Genomic DNA, 18,035 nt, shown 5'->3' with positions numbered 1-18,035 from the left:
GCCATCCGTACCGCTCACTCCGTCCGGAGGCCGTCCGGGCGCATCATGCGCAGCAGCGGGGGCAGGCTCAGCAGGGTCACCACGAGGACCACGCCCGCGCCGACGCCGGTCATCCTCAGCACGCTCGCCCAGTCCACGCCCACCGGTGTCGCGGTCATCTTCAGCAGCACCGCGCCCAGGGCCACGCCCACCACCGAGGCCAGCAGCAGGCCCAGGCCGATCGGTATCGCCGTCTGCCAGAACACCGACAGGCTCAGGGTGCGCCGGCGGGTGCCGAAGGCGACGAGGGCGGACAGCAGTTTGCGGCGTTCCCGCAACTGCTCCAGCTGGGAGACCAGCAGGCTCGCCCCGATCAGCGCCAGCACGGCGGTGGCGCCGACGAACAGGCCCTGGCGGATGGACTCGTAGCGGCCGGAGCGCTCGGTGGAGTACCAGGTAATCAACTCCGACAGCGGGTCGATCGCATACGCCGTGTTGCGCACGTACTCGTGGGCGTGGGGCACCGAGTCGTCCACCGAGAGGTACAGCTGCCCGGTGACGGCCTCGCCGAGGGGGGCGGTCAGCGCGCCCGGGGTCATCAGGAAGCCGCCGCGCAGCGTGCCCGTCGGGTCCTTGACGGAGTCGGCCTGCTGGAGCGTCTCCGGCACGGTCCAGACGGCGTTCCCGGTCTCGCCGTCCTCGCCGGTGGTCTCCAGGTACAGCTTCCGGCCCGGTTCGCTCAGCGCCGCTGTGTCGGTGTCGTACTCGTTGCCCCGGACCGCGAAGGTGTCGCCGTCCTCGCACGAGGGCAGTCTCGCCACCTTGCGCAGGGTGGCGCAGTCGCCGACGGTCAGCTCCGCGAAGCGCTCGGGTTCCTGGTCCCGGGGCCGGTCCGAGAAGTAGGCCTCGGAGAGCGCGTAGACCTTGCGCACCCCCTCGGTCTCCTCGAACTCCGCGGCGGCCGCGGCGGTTTCGACGCCCTCCGGGATGCGTACCTGTATCTGCGCCGTCGACACGTCGTAACCCGTGTCCCTGGTGTAGGTGTCCTCGACCCCGGCGAACAGCATCTGGAGCGCGATCGCTCCGGCCACGGCCACGGCGATGCCGTTGACCAGACGTGCCGCCGCTCCGCTGCTCAACTGGAGGCGGCGCACCGCCAGCTGCCAGGAGACGCTGCCCGGGCCGAGCCGGGCGACGACCGTCTCCACGATCCACGGCAGCAGTGCGGTGATCCCGACGAGCAGACAGACGACTCCGCCGGTGACCAGGTACTGGTTGAAGTTTCCGTTCTCCCGGCCCTGACCGATCATGGGGAACAGCATCCCGATCCCGGCGAGCGGCAGCAGCAGGCGCCACCACAGCCGGCGGCGGGCGGGCCGGGCCGTGCGCACCACGCCCAGCGGCTCGATGACCACCCCGCGCAGCGCGAGCAGGGTCACCAGCACGGCGGCCGCGGGAACCGCCACCGCGACCAGCAACGCGAGCAGCGGCGAGGGGTTCAGATAGCTCGGGAAGACACTGATGCCCTGCACCTCGAGGAAGGCCGCGAGTTCACGTCCGGCAAGGAAGAACCCGGTGCCGAACACCAGTCCCAGCAGCGCCCCGGCGAATGCCTCGCCCGCGGCGATCCGCCGGGTCATGCCACCGTCGGAGCCGACCAGCCGGAGCGCCGCCAGCCTGCGGTCGCGCCGTTCGCCGCCGAACCGCACCGCCGCGGCGATGAACACGGCGACCGGCATCAGCAGCACCACGAAGACGACCAGCACCAGCAGCACCAGGACCGGATCCGTCTCCTCCTCCGTGGGGTCGGGGTTCCCGAAGGAGTCCAGACGCGTCGCCGAGGACCCGCCGACCCGCTCCGCGAGTCCCTCGGCGCCCGCGTAGTAGGCGAGTTCCTGCGAACCGATCAGCCCCTGCTCACCGATCGTCCCCACGAGGTCGTACGGGATGCGTTCGCGCAGCAGCGCGCCGCTGTCGGACTCCAGCAGCTTCTCGAGCGCGGGGGAGGCCACCATGTCACCCGGCGCCGGGAACTCCCGCAGGCCCGGGGGGAGGGGGGCCTTCGGACCCTCCGGTTCCAGCAGCCGGCCGCGGACGCCGCGGTCGTCGAACTCGGTGTCGGTCCTCGCGATGATCAGGGTGCGGTCGGACCTGTGCTCGATCTCCCGGCCGAAGGTGTGGTCGAGGCGCGCCTCCTCCCGCCGGTGCCGCTCCGACAGGGCGCCGGGCAGGGCGGTGGTGAGGAGCAGCAGCGCCACGCCCAGGCCGACGCCCACGGCGGTGAGCAGTGCCCGGACCCAGCCCTCGCGTCCGCCGGCGAAGGCGTACCGGGTCCCCATGCCCAGGTCCCGCGCCCACTGCCGGGCGTTCATACGGCGCGCTCCATGTCCCGGGACTTCCCGTCGCGCACGACGACCTCGCGGTCGGAGTACGCGGCCACCCGCGCCTCGTGGGTGACGAGGACGACGGCGGCGTTGGTGGACCGGGCGGCCTCGGTGAGCAGCTCCATCACCCGCTCGCCGTTGAGCGAGTCCAGCGCGCCGGTCGGCTCGTCGGCGAACAGCACCCGCGGGCCGGTGACCAGCGACCGGGCCACGGCGACCCGCTGGCCCTGACCGCCGGAGACCTCGCCGGGCCGCTTCTTGCGGACGTCGTCGACCTCCAGACGCTCCATCCAGGCCAGCGCGGCCCGCTCGGCCTCCTTGCGGGGCGTGCCGTTCAGCCGCAGCGGCAGGGCGACGTTCTCCACACAGGTGAGCTCCGGGACGAGCTGCCCGAACTGGAAGACGAAGCCGAACTCCGAACGCCTGAGGGCGCTGCGTTCGGCGTCGCTCATCGCGGTCAGCTCACGCCCGTTGTACATGATCGACCCGGAGTCGGGGGTGACGATCCCGGCGAGGCAGTGCAGCAGCGTCGACTTGCCCGACCCGGAGGGTCCCATCACGGCGACGACCTCGCCGGGGTGGATGGAGAAGGCGGCGCCGTCGAGTGCGGTGGTGGGGCCGTAGACCTTGCGCAGGTCCTGGGCGGCGAGCAGGGAACCGGCGGGAACGGGAGGGGTCACCGGGTCACCGCCGCACGGAGCTTGTCGAGACGTGCCGCGGTCAGCTCCAGCCAGCGCAGGTCGGCCTCGAGGTGGAACAGGGCGTGGTCGCAGATGAGCTGGTCGGCGAGGTCGCCCTTGCGCTTGCGCTCGGTGAGGGTCCGCATGCCGCGTAGGTGCTCCGAGCGCTGAGTGTCGAGGATGTCGGCGGCGTCCCGGCTGGTGAGCAGGGCGAGGACGACCTTGGTGTAGAGCGTGGACTGGAGGTACGGCTCCGGCTTCTCCGGCGTGGCGAGCCAGTGCCCGACATCGGTGATGCCGGCCTCGGTGATCGCGTACCGCTTCCGCTCGGGACCGCCGCCGGTCTCGATGCCGTCGACTTCGACGAACCCGTTCTTCAGCAGGCGGGACATCGTCGAGTAGACCTGGCCGTAGTGCAGCGGCCGGTCGTGACCGAACTTCTCGTCGAAGGCCCGCTTCAGGTCGTAACCGTGACGCGGGCCGGACTCCAGGAGCCCCAGGAGGGTGTGACCGATGGACATACGGAGCACTCTACACGCGGTGTATACGCGGCATGTATACACCTCGTGTATAGAAGGCGGGCGGGAGGGGAAAGGGCCAGGTGGGAGCCGATTGTCACGGTTCTGCCACCGGCTCCCGGGGGCGACCGATCCGTCCGGGGCGGTCCGTTCAGGCCGAGGGGGGCCCGGGGGCGGACTCCCCGGGAGGGCCGCCCCCGGGGGGACGGCCGCGGCGAGGCAGGGGCCCCGCCTCGCCGGGCAGCCTCCCGGCCTCCGCGAGAGCCCGCCGCAGCAGGAACTCGATCTGCGCGTTCGCCGAGCGCAGCTCGTCGTTCGCCCAGCGCGCCAGCGCCTCGTACACCGACGGGTCCAGCCGCAGCAGCACCTGCTTGCGCTGCGGCCGGCCCTGGGGGGCCGAACCCCCGGACGGAGTCGTCACTGGTAGAGCGTCCCGGTGTTGAGGACCGGCTGAGCGGATCGGTCACCGCACAGCACCACCATCAGGTTGGACACCATCGCCGCCTTCCGTTCGGGGTCCAGCTCCACGATCTCCTGCTCGGCGATCCGGGCCAGCGCCGTCTCCACCATGCCCACGGCCCCCTCCACGATCTTCTGTCGCGCCGCCACGACGGCACCCGCCTGCTGTCGCTGGAGCATCGCCGAGGCGATCTCGGGGGCGTACGCGAGGTGGGTGAACCGGGACTCGATGATCTGCACCCCGGCCGCCTCCACGCGCGCGTGGAGTTCGACGGCGAGCTTCTCGGTGATCTCCTCGGCGTTGCCGCGCAGCGACAGGCCGGCCTCGTCATGGGCGTCGTAGGGGTACTCGATGGCGATGTGCCGCACGGCCGCCTCGGTCTGGGTGGAGACGAACTCGACGTAGTCGTCCACCTCGAAGGTGGCCTGCGCGGTGTCCTCCACCCGCCACACCACGACCGCGGCCAGCTCGATCGGGTTGCCGTAGGCGTCGTTCACCTTCAGGACGGCGGTCTCGTGGTTGCGCACCCGCGTCGATATCTTCCGGCGCGAGGTGAGGGGGTTCACCCAGCGCAGCCCGTCCTGGCGGATCGTGCCCCGGTAGCGGCCGAAGAGCTGCACCACCCGCGCCTCGCCCGGCGCCACCATGTTCAGCCCGCACATCGCGAGGAACGCGGCGGCGGCGACCAGGATGCCGCCGATGATCAGTGCGGCCTTGGCGCCGGTCCCGGTGACCACCGTGGCGGTGACGATCAGCCCGGTACCGGCCAGCAGGCCGACGAGGCCGAGCAGCAGTGCCAGCCCGCCGCCGATGCTGTGCGCCGCGAACTCCCGCACGCGCGGGGCCGGCATCTCGGGCACACCGGCCGTGACCTGCGTGTCGTGTGTGGACATGGGTGATCCCCCGTCTCTCCGGGCGCCCGCCGAGCGGCTAGCGCCTGTCTATCTAAGTGATATCACTTTACTTGAACACGGCAACCCCGCACCCCTCCCGCACGTCGGTTCCACTGGACAGGTGCTGATTGTCACGCCCGTAAAGGCCGGATCGGCGGCTCTTTGTCATAGCTCCCGGTGTTATTTTTCTGAGCTGACCCGAGCGGCGAACTGGTGTGGCTGCAGAGCACACACGAACGAAGCGGAGCGGAACGGACGCATGGGACGAGCGGAAGAAAGACGCGCACGACAGCGCGGTGGGCGCCGTGCGGCACCCAGGGGCCGCCGTCCGTCGGGCACGGCCGGCCGCAGCGGCATACGCCGCCTCTTCACCTGGAAGAAGATCCTCGGCACGTTCTTCGGCCTCTGCATGCTCGGCATGGGCGCCTTCATCGTGCTGTACATGGTGATCGGCATCCCCGAGGGGAACGCCGACGCCGAGTGGCAGAGCAACGTCTACGAGTACAGCGACGGCAGCATCATGGCCCGCACGGGCGAGCGCAACCGTGAGATCGTCGACCTGGCGAAGGTGCCCAAGGACGTCCAGCGCGCCTTCGTCGCCGCCGAGAACAAGTCCTTCTACAAGGACTCCGGCGTCGACCTCAAGGGCACCGCGCGCGGCCTGCTCAACACGGTCTCCGGCAAGGGCGCGCAGGGCGGTTCGACGATCACCCAGCAGTACGTCAAGAACTACTACCTGACGCAGGAACAGACCGTCACCCGCAAGCTGAAGGAACTGGTCATCTCCCTGAAGCTGGACCGGGAGAAGTCCAAGGACTACATCCTCGCCGGCTACATCAACACCAGCTTCTACGGCCGTGGCGCCTACGGCGTCCAGGCCGCCGCGCGGGCCTACTACCGCGTCGACGCCGAGGACCTGACCGTCGAGCAGGGCGCGTACCTCGCCGCGCTGCTCCAGGCGCCGAACCAGTACGACTGGGCGATCGCCAGCGACACCGGCAAGAAGCTCGTCCAGGAGCGGTGGAACTACGTCCTGGACAACATGGTCGAGCAGAAGTGGCTGGACCGGGCCGACCGCCAGGGCATGGAGTTCCCGGTCCCCGAGGAGCCCAGGCCCGCCCCCGGTATGGAGGGCCAGACCGGCTACCTGGTCGAGGCGGCGAACGCCGCGGTCGAGCGGCAGCTCGTCGCCCAGGGCACCGCCGAGGACATGAAGCAGGCCGACGCCATGCTGGACCTCGGCGGCTACACCATCACGCTCAACATCGACAAGAAGAAGCAGAAGGCGCTGGAGGAGGCGGTCAGGACCGAGCTCACCAGCAAGCTGGACCCGAAGAAGCGCGAGGTCGACGCCGACGTCCAGGCCGGCGCCGTCTCCATGGACCCGAAGACGGGCGCGGTCCTGGCGATGTACGGCGGCGTGGACTACGTGAAGCACTACCGGAACAACGCCACCCGCGACGACTACCAGGCCGCCTCGACCTTCAAGCCGGTGATCCTCGCCGCGGCCGTGGACCAGGACGCCGAGACCCAGGACGGCGTGCCGATCACGGCGAACACCCTCTACGACGGCACGAGCGAGCGCCCCGTGATGGACGGCGGCAAGAAGGTCGGCTTCGCACCGCCCAACGAGGACGACAGGAGTTACGGGGACATCACCGTCCAGGAGGCGATGAACAAGTCCGTCAACTCGGTCTTCGCGCAGATGGGCATCGACGTCGGCATGACCGAGGTGGTGGAGACCGCGGGCGAACTCGGCATGGAGACCGAGGGCATGGAGGCCGTGCCCGCCCAGACCCTGGGCAGCATGGGCGCGAGCCCGCTGGAGATGGCCGGCGTCTACGCCACCCTCGACAACCACGGCAAGAAGGTCACCCCGGCGATCGTGAAGTCGGTCGAGCACAAGGACCGCGTGGTCGAGTTCCCCGACCCGATCGGCGAGCAGGTCATCAGCCGCGAGGCCGCCGACACGGTGACCTCCGTGCTGACCGGCGTGGTCGACGACGGTACGGCCAAGGCGTCCGTGCGGGAGAACCCGCTGCGCAACGGCCAGCAGGTCGCCGGCAAGACGGGTACGTCCGACAACAACAGGTCGGCCTGGTTCACCGGCTTCACCCCCGAACTGGTCACCTCGGTCGGACTGTTCGGCGAGGACGCGAAGAGCGGCGCGCAGGTCCCGATGTACCGGGCGGCCGGCGTCGACTACCGCGTCAACGGCGGTGGCCCCCCGGCGGCGATCTGGGCCGCGTACACCTTCGGCGTCATGGACGAGGTCACGAAGTTCGACCTGGACACCAAGCAGGGCAACGCGGTGAAGCCGCGCACCTCGCCGTCGGCCTCGCAGTCGCCGTCGAAGACGCCGAGCGAGGAGCCCGCGACGGAGGATCCGGCCGCCGGGACCCCGTCCGGGACCCCGTCCGGGACCCCGTCCAGGACGCCGCCGCCCGGGACGCCGAGCAGGACGCCGACGACGGAGCCCACGACCGCGGAGCCGTCGGTACCGCCGACGTCCGGCATACCGGGCGATCCGGCCGATCCGGGCGGTCCGGGCGACCCGGAAGGTGGCGAGGAGGAGTAGACGGAGAACGCGAGGGGCGCCCGGTGACCGCACCGGGCGCCCCTCGCGTCACGTCGTACGGCGGTTCAGCCGTGGTTCAGCTCGAACCACACCACCTTGCCCGTGCTCAGCCGGGTCGCACCCCAGCGCCGGGCCAGCCGGTTCACCAGGTACAGCCCGCGCCCGCCCTCGTCCGTGGCCCGCGCCTGCCGCAGCCGCGGCAGCTGGGGCACGTCGTCACCGACCTCGCAACGCAGCACGTCGGTGCGCAGCAGCCGCAGGGTGACCGGCCGCGTGGCGTACCGCACGGCGTTGGTCACCACCTCGCTGACCAGCAGCTCCACCGAGTCGCTCAGTTCCTCCATGCCCCAGCGGGACAGCGCCCGCCGGGCGAGGCGGCGGGCCCGGCCGGGGGCCGCGTCCTCCGGCTCCAGGAACCAGTACGCCACGTCGCTCGGCGCGATCCCGTCGAAGCGGGCGGCGAGCAGTGCGATGTCGTCGTCCCGGTCGCCGGGACCGAGCATGTCGAGCACCTCGTCGCACAGCGCCTCCAGCGGCGGCGGATGGTCCGGGCCGGTGAGCTGCGCGGTCGCGGCGAGCTTCTCCCGCAGCTGCTCGATCCCGGTCCACACGTCCCGCAGCCGGGACTCCACCAGGCCGTCGGTGTACAGGAGCAGGGTCGCCCCGGCGGGCGCGTCCAGCTCGACCGCCTCGAAGTCCACCCCGCCCACGCCGATCGGGGCGCCCGCGGGCACCCGCAGCACCTCGGCCCGGCCGCCCAGCTCCAGCAGGACGGGCGGCGGGTGGCCGGCGTTGGCGATGGTGATGCGGTGCGAGACCGGGTCGTACACCGCGTACAGACAGGTCGCCATGCGGTCCACGCCGAGCCGCTGCGCCTGCTCGTCGAGGTGGTGGAGCACCTCCTGCGGGGGCAGGTCGAGCCCGGCCAGGGTCTGTGCGGTGGTGCGCAGCTGGCCCATGATCGCCGCCGACGTCATGGAGTGCCCCATGACGTCGCCGACCACCAGCGCGACCCGGCTGCCGGGCAGTGGGATGGCGTCGTACCAGTCGCCGCCGACCCGCGCGGTCTCCGCGGCCGGCAGGTACCGGGACGCCAGCCGCACCCCGGTGCAGCGCGGCAGGGTCTCCGGCAGCATCGTGCGCTGCAGCTCGTCCGCGATGTACGCCTCCCGCCCGTACAGCACCGCCTTGTCGATGCCGAGGGCGCTGTGCGTGGCGAGCTGCGCGGCGACGAGCAGGTCGTCGGCCTCGAACGGGATGCGCTCCGGGCGGCGCAGGAACAGCGCCGCGCCGATCACCCGCCGCCGGCCGCGCAGCGGCGCGAGGATCGCCCGCTGCCCGTCCGGCACGGCTGCCGGGCCCTCCTCGCCGAGCAGTTCGGGCAGCGCGGCGCGGGCCGCGGGCGCGTCCGTGAACACCGGTCGTACACCGCGCAGCACCTCGGCGAGCGCGCTGCCGGGCCGCACCGTGCACAGCTCCGCGCCGACCGAGTCCAGCTCGGACGGCTCCGGCGGGGCGGCCGGGGTGAACCCGCCCTCGGTGTCCCGCTCGGCGGGTATCCGGTCGGTGCGCCGCAGCCGCAGCACCAGCGGGCCGGTGGGCCGCTCGTCGCCGACCGGCAGCGGATCGCGCAGATAGACCAGGATCGCGTCGGAGAAGGTGGGCACGGTGGCCCGGCACAGCCCCATCACGATCTCGTCCAGGTCGATGCCGCGGGCGATCCGCCGTGTCGCGGCGCCGACGAAACGCAGCCGGTCCCCGTCCCGCCGCATCGGAGTGGGCCGGCCGGGCCGGGCGAGCTGCCCGGTGCGTCGCTCCTCGCCGTCGGGGCCCATGACCGGCTGCACCGGAATGCCCTCGGGCGCGGGACGCGGCCGGTGCGTGTCCGGCCCGGCGCCCTGTCCGGCACCCGGCTGGGAGTGCTCGGAGCCGGGGCCGGCCGCCGGGTCCTGGCCGGTGCCGCCGGGTGTCACCGTGTCCGGCGGCGCGGCCCCCGACGGCCCCGGGGGCGCGGCCCCGGACGCGGGAGGCTCACCGTCGGAACGGCTCTGTACGGGTAAGGCGGCCCCGGCGCCCGGCACACGCTCCGGTGGCGGGGTACGCAGGAGCGCCCCGCGGGGATCCGCGGGGTCGACGCCCGGCTGCGGGCGTTCGAAGGAGGTCGGCTGCTCCGTCACGCGTGTCGAGTCCATCCGTCCGGCGCACGCCGTGCGCGCGGTTCGTCCCGCCGAGACTCCGATACCCGGAATACATGCCCCCGGAACGGAATTTCCGCGTGGTCAGAGGTTGTTCCTGTGCCGTTGGCCGGCCGTTCCCGGCCGGCGCCGGTGTTCCCGTACCCCTCGCTCACGTCCTGCCGCCCCTCGGTGACGATCGGTCAAGCCTGGTGCGCGCTCCGGTGATTGCTGCCCCGCACCCTTGCGGAGGACGATCCTACGTTTCCTGCCCGGGGGCGCAGCAAGAGTCTCACGAGGACGCATGCGCCGGAGTGCGGTCCCAGTCCCGTGGCAGTGACGGTACCGTCCACGACGGGTCCGGGCGCCAGTTCTCCCACCCGTCGGCGAACGGCGTCCCCCAGGCCTCGATCACCGCCACCGCGGCACGCCCGGCCTCCCGCACCCTCCCGGCCAGCGCGGAGTCCACCAGACCGTCCCGCCGGGCCTGCGCGAACTCGTCCTCGTCCAGCCAGGACCAGCTCCGGTCCGGGCGCACGGAGATGTCCAGGAAGTGATCCTCGGAGTCCACCCCGCCCGCCCAGCGGGCCAGCGGCTCCTCCAGGTTCACGTACCAGTTCCTGAACCGCCAGCCCGGGTCCCAGAACAGCCACACCGACCAGGGCTCGCCGGGCCGGGCCAGCTTCAGCACACCGGTGCCCAGCCAGCGGCCCCGTCCCACCGCGCGCGGCTTGGTGTACCGGGTGCCGAGCGGCTCCCGGTGCACCGGCGTGCCGTCGGCGAGCACCGGCTTCACGCACTCGGTGCCGGGCGCCATCCACACCGCGAGCAGCTCCGGGTCGTCGCGCACGACCGTGACGGGGCGCGCGATGTGGATGCGCGCGCCGCCGTTCTCCCGGTACCGCCACAGGATCTGTGCCCCGGGCGCCCAGGGTCCGGCCGTCCCGTCCGCTTCCTCTTCTCCGCGCATCGTCGCTCCGCCCTCCGCCATGGCCAGATAGTAGGTGTCACGGCCGTACGACGCCGTGGCCACCCGTCACGGTTCACGTCCGGCGCGCGAGGCTTTACGGGCGCGTCATACGCAGGACATCCAGCGCCTCGTCGAGCTGCTCGGCGGTGAGGTCGCCGCGCTCGACGTAGCCGTCCTCCAGGACCACCTGCCGGATGGTCTTCCGCTCGGCCAGGGACTTCTTGGCGACCTTGGCGGCCTCCTCGTAGCCGATGTACTTGTTGAGCGGGGTGACCACGGACGGCGAGGACTCGGCGTACTCCCGGGCCCGTTCCCGGTGCGCGACGATCCCGTCGACGGTGCGGTCGGCGAGCAGCCGGGAGACGTTGGCGAGCAGCCGCACCGACTCCAGCACGTTCTTCGCGATGACCGGCAGCATGACGTTGAGCTCGAAGTTGCCGGAGGCGCCGGCCGCGGCGACGGTCGCGTCGTTGCCGGTGACCTGCGCACACACCATGAGCACCGCCTCCGGGATCACCGGGTTGACCTTGCCGGGCATGATCGAGGAGCCGGGCTGGAGGTCGGGCAGGCTGATCTCGGCGAGGCCGGTGCGCGGCCCCGACGCCATCCACCGCAGGTCGTTCGCGATCTTCGTCAGTCCGACGGCGACGGTGCGCAGCTGCCCGCTGGTCTCCACGACGCCGTCCCGGGCGCCCTGCGCCTCGAAGTGGTCGCGCGCCTCGGTCAGCGGCAGTCCGGTCGCGCGGGCGACCTCCTCGATGACGGCGGCGGAGAACCCCGGAGGGGTGTTGATGCCGGTGCCGACGGCGGTCCCGCCCAGCGGCAGCTCGGCGAGGCGCGGCAGTGAGGAGTTCAGCCGCTCGATCCCGTACCGCACCTGGGCCGCGTACCCGCCGAACTCCTGGCCCAGGGTCACCGGGGTGGCGTCCATCAGGTGGGTCCGTCCGGACTTCACCACGTCGGCGAACTCCCCGGCCTTGCGCTCCAGGGACGCGGCGAGGTGGTCGAGGGCCGGGATCAGATCGCGGGTGACGGCGGCGGTCGCGGCGATGTGGAGGGACGAGGGGAAGACGTCGTTGGACGACTGCGAGGCGTTGACGTGGTCGTTGGGGTGCACGTCCCGCCCCAGCCGCTCGGTGGCGAGCGTGGCGACGACCTCGTTGGCGTTCATGTTGGACGAGGTCCCGGAGCCCGTCTGGAACACGTCGACGGGGAAGTGGTCGTCCCACAGTCCCTCGGCGACCTCGCCGGCCGCCTCCTGGATCGCCTCGGCTACGTCCTCGTCCAGCACCCCGAGCCGGGCGTTCACCTTGGCCGCGGCGCCCTTGATCCGGGCCAGGGCCTCGATGTGGGCGCGCTCCAGGCGCTGCCCGGAGACCGGGAAGTTCTCCACGGCGCGCTGGGTCTGCGCGCGCCACTTGGCGTCGGCCGGTACCTTCACCTCCCCCATGGAGTCGTGCTCGACGCGGTAGTGCCGGTCGTCGTCCGTGGTCGTCATCGTCGTACCTCCGAGCATGCACAGCAGTGGTGTCCGACGAGCGTATTCCCGGACGGCCGCCGCCCCACCGCAGGAGGAGCGCGGCGGGGCGGGGGCCCGTGGGGGGAGGCCGGCCGCTCCGGAGGGAGACGTCGTCCGGGAGGAGGCCGGTCCGCAGGCTGCGGTCCTCGCCGGCGGTGAAGGTCAGGGTCACCGTCTGCCCGGCGTACGCCGACAGGTCGACCGACCGCCGTACGTGGCCGCTGCCGGCGTCGACGTTGGACAGGGTGGCGAGCGTGGTGCCGCCGGCCCTGACGGCGAACCTGTCGTACGCGGTCGAACCGGACTCGTCGGTGCCGATGTGCTGCAGCCAGTAGGCCGGCGACGCCCGGGAGCACCCGGCCGGCACGGTCACCGTCCGGCTGATCGCCCCGGTGCTCGTGTGCCCGCCGGCGGCCGCGGCGGGAGCGCGCCGCAGCCGAGCACGACGGCGAGCGAGAAGCCCGCCACGGCGAGTCCTCGTTTCACCTTGTCTCCTCCGGGAGGCGGCCGTGGGGTGGACCACGCAGGATCCACATGGCATGAGCATGTCGGATTGGCGAGAAGGCTCGCAGTGCCGGTTGAGCCGGTCGACGGAAAGGCAGGGGCCGGGGCCTGATGGCCCGAAAGAAGCACACGGGGCCCGCTGTGCGGACGGCAGTGGTCCGATTCGGACCCCGCTCCTCGAACGCCGGAGAGGAGTCCGGAGGGCAGTGCCCCCGAGGGCCGGGGACGGGAAGGGGCGGTGGGGACGAGAGGCCTCGCCCCCACCGCCCCTTCCCGCGGGACTACGCCAGCCCGGGTCCCCGCACCGGAATCGACGTGAACGTCGGCTGCTGCGGCGAAGGATCCTGGAAGAAGTCATTCCCCTTGTCGTCGACGACGATGAACGCGGGGAAGTCCTCCACCTCGATCCTCCACACCGCCTCCATCCCGAGCTCCTCGTACTCGACGACCTCGACCTTCTTGATGCAGTCCTGTGCGAGCCGGGCCGCCGGCCCGCCGATGGACCCGAGGTAGAAGCCCCCGTGCGTGTCGCACGCGTCCGTGACCTGCTTGCTCCGGTTCCCCTTCGCCAGCATCACCTTGGACCCGCCGGCGGCCTGGAACTGCTCCACGTACGAGTCCATGCGCCCGGCCGTCGTCGGCCCGAACGACCCCGACGCGTACCCCTCCGGCGTCTTCGCGGGACCCGCGTAGTAGACCGGGTGGTCCTTCAGGTACTGCGGCATCTCCTCGCCAGCGTCCAGCCGCTCCTTGATCTTCGCGTGCGCGATGTCCCGCGCCACGACCAGCGGCCCGGTCAGCGAGAGCCGCGTCTTGACCGGGTACTTGGTCAGCTCGGCCAGGATGTCGTCCATCGGCTGGTTGAGGTCGATCCTGACGACGTCGCCCGACTCCTCGAGCTGCTCGGCGGTCGTCTCCGGCAGGAACCGCGCCGGGTCGGTCTCCAGCTGCTCCAGGAACACGCCCTCGGAGGTGATCTTCGCGACGGCCTGCCGGTCCGCCGAGCACGACACCGCGATCGCGACCGGGCACGACGCCCCGTGCCGGGGCAGCCGCACCACCCGCACGTCGTGGCAGAAGTACTTGCCCCCGAACTGGGCCCCGATCCCGATCCTCTGCGTCAGCTCGAAGACCTTCTCCTCCAGCTCCTTGTCCCGGAAACCGTGCCCGAGCGGCGAACCCTTGCTCGGGATCTCGTCCAGGTAGTGCGCGGAGGCGTACTTCGCGGTCTTCAGCGCGTACTCGGCCGACGTGCCGCCGACGACGATCGCCAGGTGGTACGGCGGGCAGGCGGCCGTGCCCAGCGAACGGATCTTCTCCTCCAGGAACCTCATCATGGAGGCCTCGTTCAGGACGGCCTTGGTCTCCTGGTAGAGGAACGACTTGTTGGCCGATCCGCCGCCCTTGGCCATGAACAGGAACTTGTAGGCGTCGCCGTCCGTCGCGTACAGCTCGATCTGCGCGGGGAGGTTGGAGCCGGTGTTCTTCTCCTCCCACATGGTGAGCGGAGCCATCTGCGAGTAGCGCAGGTTGAGGTTCTTGTACGCGTCGTAGACGCCCCGGGAGAGGGCCTCCTCGTCGCGCCCCTGTGTGAGCACGTTCTGCCCGCGTTTGCCCATGACGATCGCCGTGCCGGTGTCCTGGCACATCGGCAGCACGCCCGCCGCCGCGATGTTCGCGTTCTTCAGCAGGTCCAGGGCGACGAACTTGTCGTTGGCCGACGCCTCGGGGTCGTCGATGATGCGGCGCAGCTGGGCCAGGTGCGCGGGGCGCAGGTAGTGCTGGATGTCGTGGATGGCCTCCTCGGCGAGCTTGCGCAGCGCCTCCGGCTCCACCTTGAGGAACGTCCGTCCGTCGGCCTCGAAGGTGGAGACACCTTCGGAGGTCACCAGCCGGTAGGGGGTGGTGTCCTCTCCCATGGGGAGCAGATCGGCGTACTCGAACTCAGGCATCTCGCCCATTCCTCACTCGACGGGAAGTCTTCCGGAGCGGCTCGCCTCCGGGGCGCCGGAGCCCGTGTGGAGGGCCCGATCGTGCTCGGCCCCTCGGCCTCCGCGCGTTCGGGCCCTCCGCACAGGCGCACCCCTTCGGCCCGCTCGCCGGGCGCCCGCCGACGTCGGCGGGCGCCCACCAGCGTAGGACCTGCTCCCCGCGGTGAGCCTGTGAGGTTGTCCTCAGTTGCCCCCGCCGGAGGGTAGTCGCGATCTATCGCGTTTCGGTACGCTGCTGTCGTGGACCTTCAGAAGCACGCCCAGCAGCCGGACACGGCACCGCGGACGGCCGAGCTGCGCGCCTCCGACGCCGACCGGGACCGTACCGCCGGCCTCCTGCGCGAGGCCCTCGCCGAGGGCCGCCTCACCGCCGACGAGCACGCGGAGCGCGTCGAGGGCGTGCTGGCCGCCAAGACGGTCGGGGAGCTGGAGGTGTTCGTCCGGGACCTGCCCGCGGGCCACCAGCGGCGCGCGGCACACGCCTCCGCCCCCAGCCGCCCCACCACCGGTGCGATTCCGGTGGACCCCGATGACAACGTGGTCGCGGTGTTCGGCGCGGCGACCCGCAAGGGCCGCTGGCGCGCCGGCCGCCGCATCCACGCGTACGCGATCTTCGGCAGTGTCGAGATCGACCTCAGCGAGGCGCTGTTCGACCACCAGCAGGTCGTGATCAAGTCGTTCGCCGTCTTCGGCAGCGTCGAGATCCGCGTCCCGGAGAACGTGTCGCTGCGCGGCATGGGCGGTGGCGTGCTCGGCGCCTTCGAGGTGGCCACGCTCGACGCGACCGACCCCGAGGCCCCGGTGGTCTACGTGGACGGCTGGGCGGTGCTGGGCTCCGTCGAGGCACGGCCCAGGCGCGGCAAGTTCGTGGCGGACATCCTCGACCGGGTGCAGCGCAAGGTCGACCGGAGTGTGCGCAGGCATCTGGGGCACTGACGCGCGGTTCGGAACTCAGTGCATAGGCACGCGCACATCGGGTAAGCCTTGCTGCATCGTGTCTCGCTCGCGAAGCCGTCGTCAGGAGTAGACCGTGCTGCAACCGCCGCATTCGTCCCTGCAGATAGCCGCTGTTCCGGCCCAGCGAGCGGCAGCGCGGGACAGGGACCAGGACACCCCCTGGCACACCGAGGCGGTGTGCCGGCGCGACGAGGCCGGGCTGTTCTTCGCACCCTCGAAGGAACCCACCGCCGCCCGACTCTCCCGCGAGGAGGCGGCCAAGCGCGTCTGTGCCCGCTGCCCGGTGATGGTCGAGTGCCGCGAGCACGCCCTGCTCCAGCCCGAGCCCTACGGCGTCTGGGGCGGCCTCACCGCCGCCGAACGCCGAGTGGCCCTGGCCCGCCGCAGGCGCCGCGAGATGGAGCTGAAGAAGACCGCCCGTCCGGGCCGCATCGCGGCGGCGGGCTGACACGCACGCAACGAGCGAGGGCGCCCCCTCCGCACAGGGGACGCCTTCTCGCGCCGTGTGGGCCAACTCGCCCGGCAGCGCCGGGTTGTGGCACGTACGGGTCCGCCGCGCGGGCGCCCCCCTCCGTACGGGTGGCGTCTTCTCACGCCGGGCGGGGCAGTTCACCCAGGGGCGCGGGGAACTGCGTCACCAGCCCCCCATGCACCCGCGCGCCGCAGGCCCCACGTGCCGAAGTGACGTCTCACTTGGCCCGGTCGAAGTCGACCGCGCTGTAAGCCCGCAGTTTGCTGAGCCGGTGCTCGGAGTCGATCCTGCGGACCGTCCCCGACTTGGACCGCATCACGATGGAATCGGTCGTGGCCGTCTCCGACCGGTACCGCACCCCGCGCAGCAGCTCGCCGTCGGTGATCCCCGTCGCCACGAAGAACACGTTGTCCCCGGTGACCAGGTCCTCCGTGGTCAGCACCCGGTCCAGATCGTGCCCGGCGTCGACCGCCCGCTGCCGCTCCTCGTCGTCCTTGGGCCACAGCTTGCCCTGGATGGTCCCACCCAGGCACTTCACCGCGCAGGCCGAGATGATGCCCTCGGGGGTGCCGCCCACTCCGAGCAGCAGGTCGATGCCCGTGCCCTCGCGCAGCGCGAGGATCGAGCCGGCCACGTCGCCGTCGGAGATCAGCTTGATGCGCGCCCCGGTCTCCCGGATCTCCTTGATGACGCCCTCGTGCCGCGGCCGGTCGAGGATCACCACGGTGACGTCCTCGGGGGTGGCCCGCTTGGCCTTGGCGACCCGGCGGATGTTCACGTTCACCGGCGCGTTGATGTCGACGAAGTCGGCGGCCTCGGGGCCGGTGACCAGCTTGTCCATGTAGAACACGGCCGACGGGTCGAACATCGAGCCGCGCTCGGCGGCGGCCAGCACCGCGATGGCGTTCGTCATGCCCTTGGCGGTCAGCGTCGTGCCGTCGATCGGGTCGACGGCGATGTCGCACTCCGGGCCGGTCCCGTCACCCACGCGCTCCCCGTTGAAGAGCATCGGGGCCTCGTCCTTCTCGCCCTCGCCGATGACGACGACGCCGTTCATCGAGACGGTGGAGACGAGGGTGCGCATGGCGCGCACCGCGGCGCCGTCGGCGCCGTTCTTGTCGCCGCGCCCTACCCAGCGGCCGGCCGCCATGGCCGCCGCCTCGGTGACCCGTACGAGCTCCAGGGCGAGGTTGCGGTCGGGGGCCTCGGACGGGACATCGAGCTCGGACGGCAGGTGATGGTGTTCGGTCATCGGAGCGCACCTTTCTGTACGACGACGGCCGGATGAGGGTGTGGGACACGACTCTATCGCCAGTCCGACAAAATGAGCAGGGCCCCCCACGGATGAGCGCACCGGGCACCTGCGACGATAGGGGACGTGGCAGGAACGAGCAGCGTGCAGAAAACGGCCCGGGACATGATCCTTTCCCTGGCGCTCATCATGCTCGTCGCGGGAGTGGTCTGGCTGTTCATCCCGCACGAGGACGGTGCACCCGACATCAAGCGGGTCGACTACCGGGTCGACCTGCTCACGGCCCGCCGGGCCGCCTCCTACCCCGTCGCCGCGCCGGAGGGCCTGCCGGAGGCGTGGAAGCCCACCTCCGTCCGCTACCGGGGCGCCGAGTCCGAGGCCTGGCACCTCGGCTACCACGCCCCCGACGGGGAGTACGTGGCGGTCGAGCAGTCCGCGGGCAAGCGGTCGGCGTTCATCGAGGACGCGACGCAGGGCGCCGTGAAGACGGGGACCACTCAGCAGATCGACGGCGAGACCTGGACGCGCTACGAGGGCGACCACTACGACGCGCTGGTGCTGGAGGGCACCGAGGGCTCGACCACCGTCGTGACCGGCACGGCGTCGTTCGGGCAGCTGACGAAGATGGCCGGGGCGCTGCGCACGGAGTGAGCGGAACCCACAGGGGGCGGGGCCCCCCCCCCCCGGGGGGGCCGCCGGGGGGG

Annotated in this window: 14 protein-coding genes; 4 read left to right on the top strand and 10 right to left on the bottom strand. The window is 71.8% G+C overall.

Annotated features, from left to right (window positions below; all coding sequences use genetic code 11):
- Positions 1-14: 14 nt before the first annotated feature.
- The 5 genes from KYY02_RS28960 to KYY02_RS28940 form a co-directional block, all read right to left on the bottom strand.
- Complete coding sequence (locus KYY02_RS28960; RefSeq protein ID WP_371243071.1) at positions 15-2,351, bottom strand: ABC transporter permease; 2,337 nt, start codon at positions 2,349-2,351, stop codon at positions 15-17.
- On the bottom strand, positions 2,348-3,043 hold the full coding sequence (locus KYY02_RS28955; RefSeq protein WP_371243069.1) for an ABC transporter ATP-binding protein: 696 nt from the start codon (positions 3,041-3,043) through the stop codon (positions 2,348-2,350). The genes KYY02_RS28960 and KYY02_RS28955 overlap by 4 nt, the downstream gene beginning before the upstream one ends.
- On the bottom strand, positions 3,040-3,564 hold the full coding sequence (locus KYY02_RS28950; protein WP_371243067.1) for a PadR family transcriptional regulator: 525 nt from the start codon (positions 3,562-3,564) through the stop codon (positions 3,040-3,042). Before KYY02_RS28950 ends, KYY02_RS28955 begins: the two co-directional genes overlap by 4 nt.
- A gap of 148 nt (positions 3,565-3,712) precedes the next feature.
- Positions 3,713-3,982, bottom strand: coding sequence for a type II toxin-antitoxin system antitoxin (locus KYY02_RS28945; RefSeq protein WP_371243065.1), 270 nt, complete (start codon positions 3,980-3,982; stop codon positions 3,713-3,715).
- Positions 3,979-4,914 (bottom strand): SPFH domain-containing protein, encoded by a 936-nt coding sequence (locus KYY02_RS28940; RefSeq protein ID WP_371243063.1) that lies wholly within the window; start codon positions 4,912-4,914, stop codon positions 3,979-3,981. Before KYY02_RS28940 ends, KYY02_RS28945 begins: the two co-directional genes overlap by 4 nt.
- Positions 4,915-5,173: 259 nt before the next feature.
- On the opposite strand from KYY02_RS28940, the gene KYY02_RS28935 reads away from it, so the two are divergent.
- Complete coding sequence (locus KYY02_RS28935; RefSeq protein ID WP_371243061.1) at positions 5,174-7,492, top strand: transglycosylase domain-containing protein; 2,319 nt, start codon at positions 5,174-5,176, stop codon at positions 7,490-7,492.
- Between the two features lie 65 nt (positions 7,493-7,557).
- Here KYY02_RS28935 and KYY02_RS28930 read toward each other — a convergent pair whose 3' ends face one another.
- From KYY02_RS28930 to KYY02_RS28915, 4 genes are all read right to left on the bottom strand, one after another.
- Positions 7,558-9,684, bottom strand: a complete 2,127-nt coding sequence (locus tag KYY02_RS28930) for a SpoIIE family protein phosphatase (protein WP_371243059.1) — start codon at positions 9,682-9,684, stop codon at positions 7,558-7,560.
- 274 nt (positions 9,685-9,958) lie between these two features.
- A complete protein-coding gene (gene fomD, locus KYY02_RS28925) occupies positions 9,959-10,657 on the bottom strand; it encodes a cytidylyl-2-hydroxypropylphosphonate hydrolase (RefSeq protein WP_371243057.1) in 699 nt (232 codons plus the stop codon).
- Positions 10,658-10,730: 73 nt separating this feature from the next.
- Positions 10,731-12,134 (bottom strand): class II fumarate hydratase, encoded by a 1,404-nt coding sequence (locus tag KYY02_RS28920; protein ID WP_371243055.1) that lies wholly within the window; start codon positions 12,132-12,134, stop codon positions 10,731-10,733.
- Positions 12,135-12,940: 806 nt separating this feature from the next.
- A complete protein-coding gene (locus tag KYY02_RS28915) occupies positions 12,941-14,611 on the bottom strand; it encodes a fumarate hydratase (protein ID WP_371243053.1) in 1,671 nt (556 codons plus the stop codon).
- A 279-nt stretch (positions 14,612-14,890) separates the two neighbouring features.
- On the opposite strand from KYY02_RS28915, the gene KYY02_RS28910 reads away from it, so the two are divergent.
- The gene (locus tag KYY02_RS28910) at positions 14,891-15,586 is read left to right on the top strand and encodes a DUF1707 SHOCT-like domain-containing protein (RefSeq protein WP_371243050.1); all 696 of its coding nucleotides are present in this window, start codon (positions 14,891-14,893) and stop codon (positions 15,584-15,586) included.
- 94 nt (positions 15,587-15,680) lie between these two features.
- A complete protein-coding gene (locus tag KYY02_RS28905) occupies positions 15,681-16,055 on the top strand; it encodes a WhiB family transcriptional regulator (protein WP_371243048.1) in 375 nt (124 codons plus the stop codon).
- 241 nt (positions 16,056-16,296) lie between these two features.
- Here the strand turns inward: KYY02_RS28905 and glpX are convergent, their stop codons facing one another.
- The gene (gene glpX, locus KYY02_RS28900) at positions 16,297-17,331 is read right to left on the bottom strand and encodes a class II fructose-bisphosphatase (protein WP_371243046.1); all 1,035 of its coding nucleotides are present in this window, start codon (positions 17,329-17,331) and stop codon (positions 16,297-16,299) included.
- Positions 17,332-17,457: 126 nt separating this feature from the next.
- Here glpX and KYY02_RS28895 point away from each other — a divergent pair, with 126 nt between their 5' ends.
- On the top strand, positions 17,458-17,982 hold the full coding sequence (locus KYY02_RS28895) for a DUF4245 domain-containing protein (RefSeq protein ID WP_371243044.1): 525 nt from the start codon (positions 17,458-17,460) through the stop codon (positions 17,980-17,982).
- Positions 17,983-18,035: the final 53 nt, after the last annotated feature.

Source organism: Streptomyces pimonensis (assembly GCF_041380215.1).
In the GTDB taxonomy this organism is placed as follows: Bacteria; Actinomycetota; Actinomycetes; order Streptomycetales; family Streptomycetaceae; genus Streptomyces; species Streptomyces pimonensis.
Note: the sequence above shows the minus strand (reverse complement) of the source record. Positions and strands in the feature narration are given on the sequence as shown.

Bases quoted from the DNA above. Each gene is read 5' to 3' on its own strand.
- KYY02_RS28960 (WP_371243071.1), bottom strand. From the start codon at position 2,351: ATGAACGCCCGGCAGTGGGCGCGGGACCTGGGCATGGGGACCCGGTAC.
- KYY02_RS28950 (WP_371243067.1), bottom strand. From the start codon at position 3,564: ATGTCCATCGGTCACACCCTCCTGGGGCTCCTGGAGTCCGGCCCGCGT.
- KYY02_RS28940 (WP_371243063.1), bottom strand. From the start codon at position 4,914: ATGTCCACACACGACACGCAGGTCACGGCCGGTGTGCCCGAGATGCCG.
- KYY02_RS28935 (WP_371243061.1), top strand. From the start codon at position 5,174: ATGGGACGAGCGGAAGAAAGACGCGCACGACAGCGCGGTGGGCGCCGT.
- KYY02_RS28930 (WP_371243059.1), bottom strand. From the start codon at position 9,684: ATGGACTCGACACGCGTGACGGAGCAGCCGACCTCCTTCGAACGCCCG.
- fomD (WP_371243057.1), bottom strand. From the start codon at position 10,657: ATGGCGGAGGGCGGAGCGACGATGCGCGGAGAAGAGGAAGCGGACGGG.
- KYY02_RS28920 (WP_371243055.1), bottom strand. From the start codon at position 12,134: ATGACGACCACGGACGACGACCGGCACTACCGCGTCGAGCACGACTCC.
- KYY02_RS28915 (WP_371243053.1), bottom strand. From the start codon at position 14,611: ATGCCTGAGTTCGAGTACGCCGATCTGCTCCCCATGGGAGAGGACACC.
- glpX (WP_371243046.1), bottom strand. From the start codon at position 17,331: ATGACCGAACACCATCACCTGCCGTCCGAGCTCGATGTCCCGTCCGAG.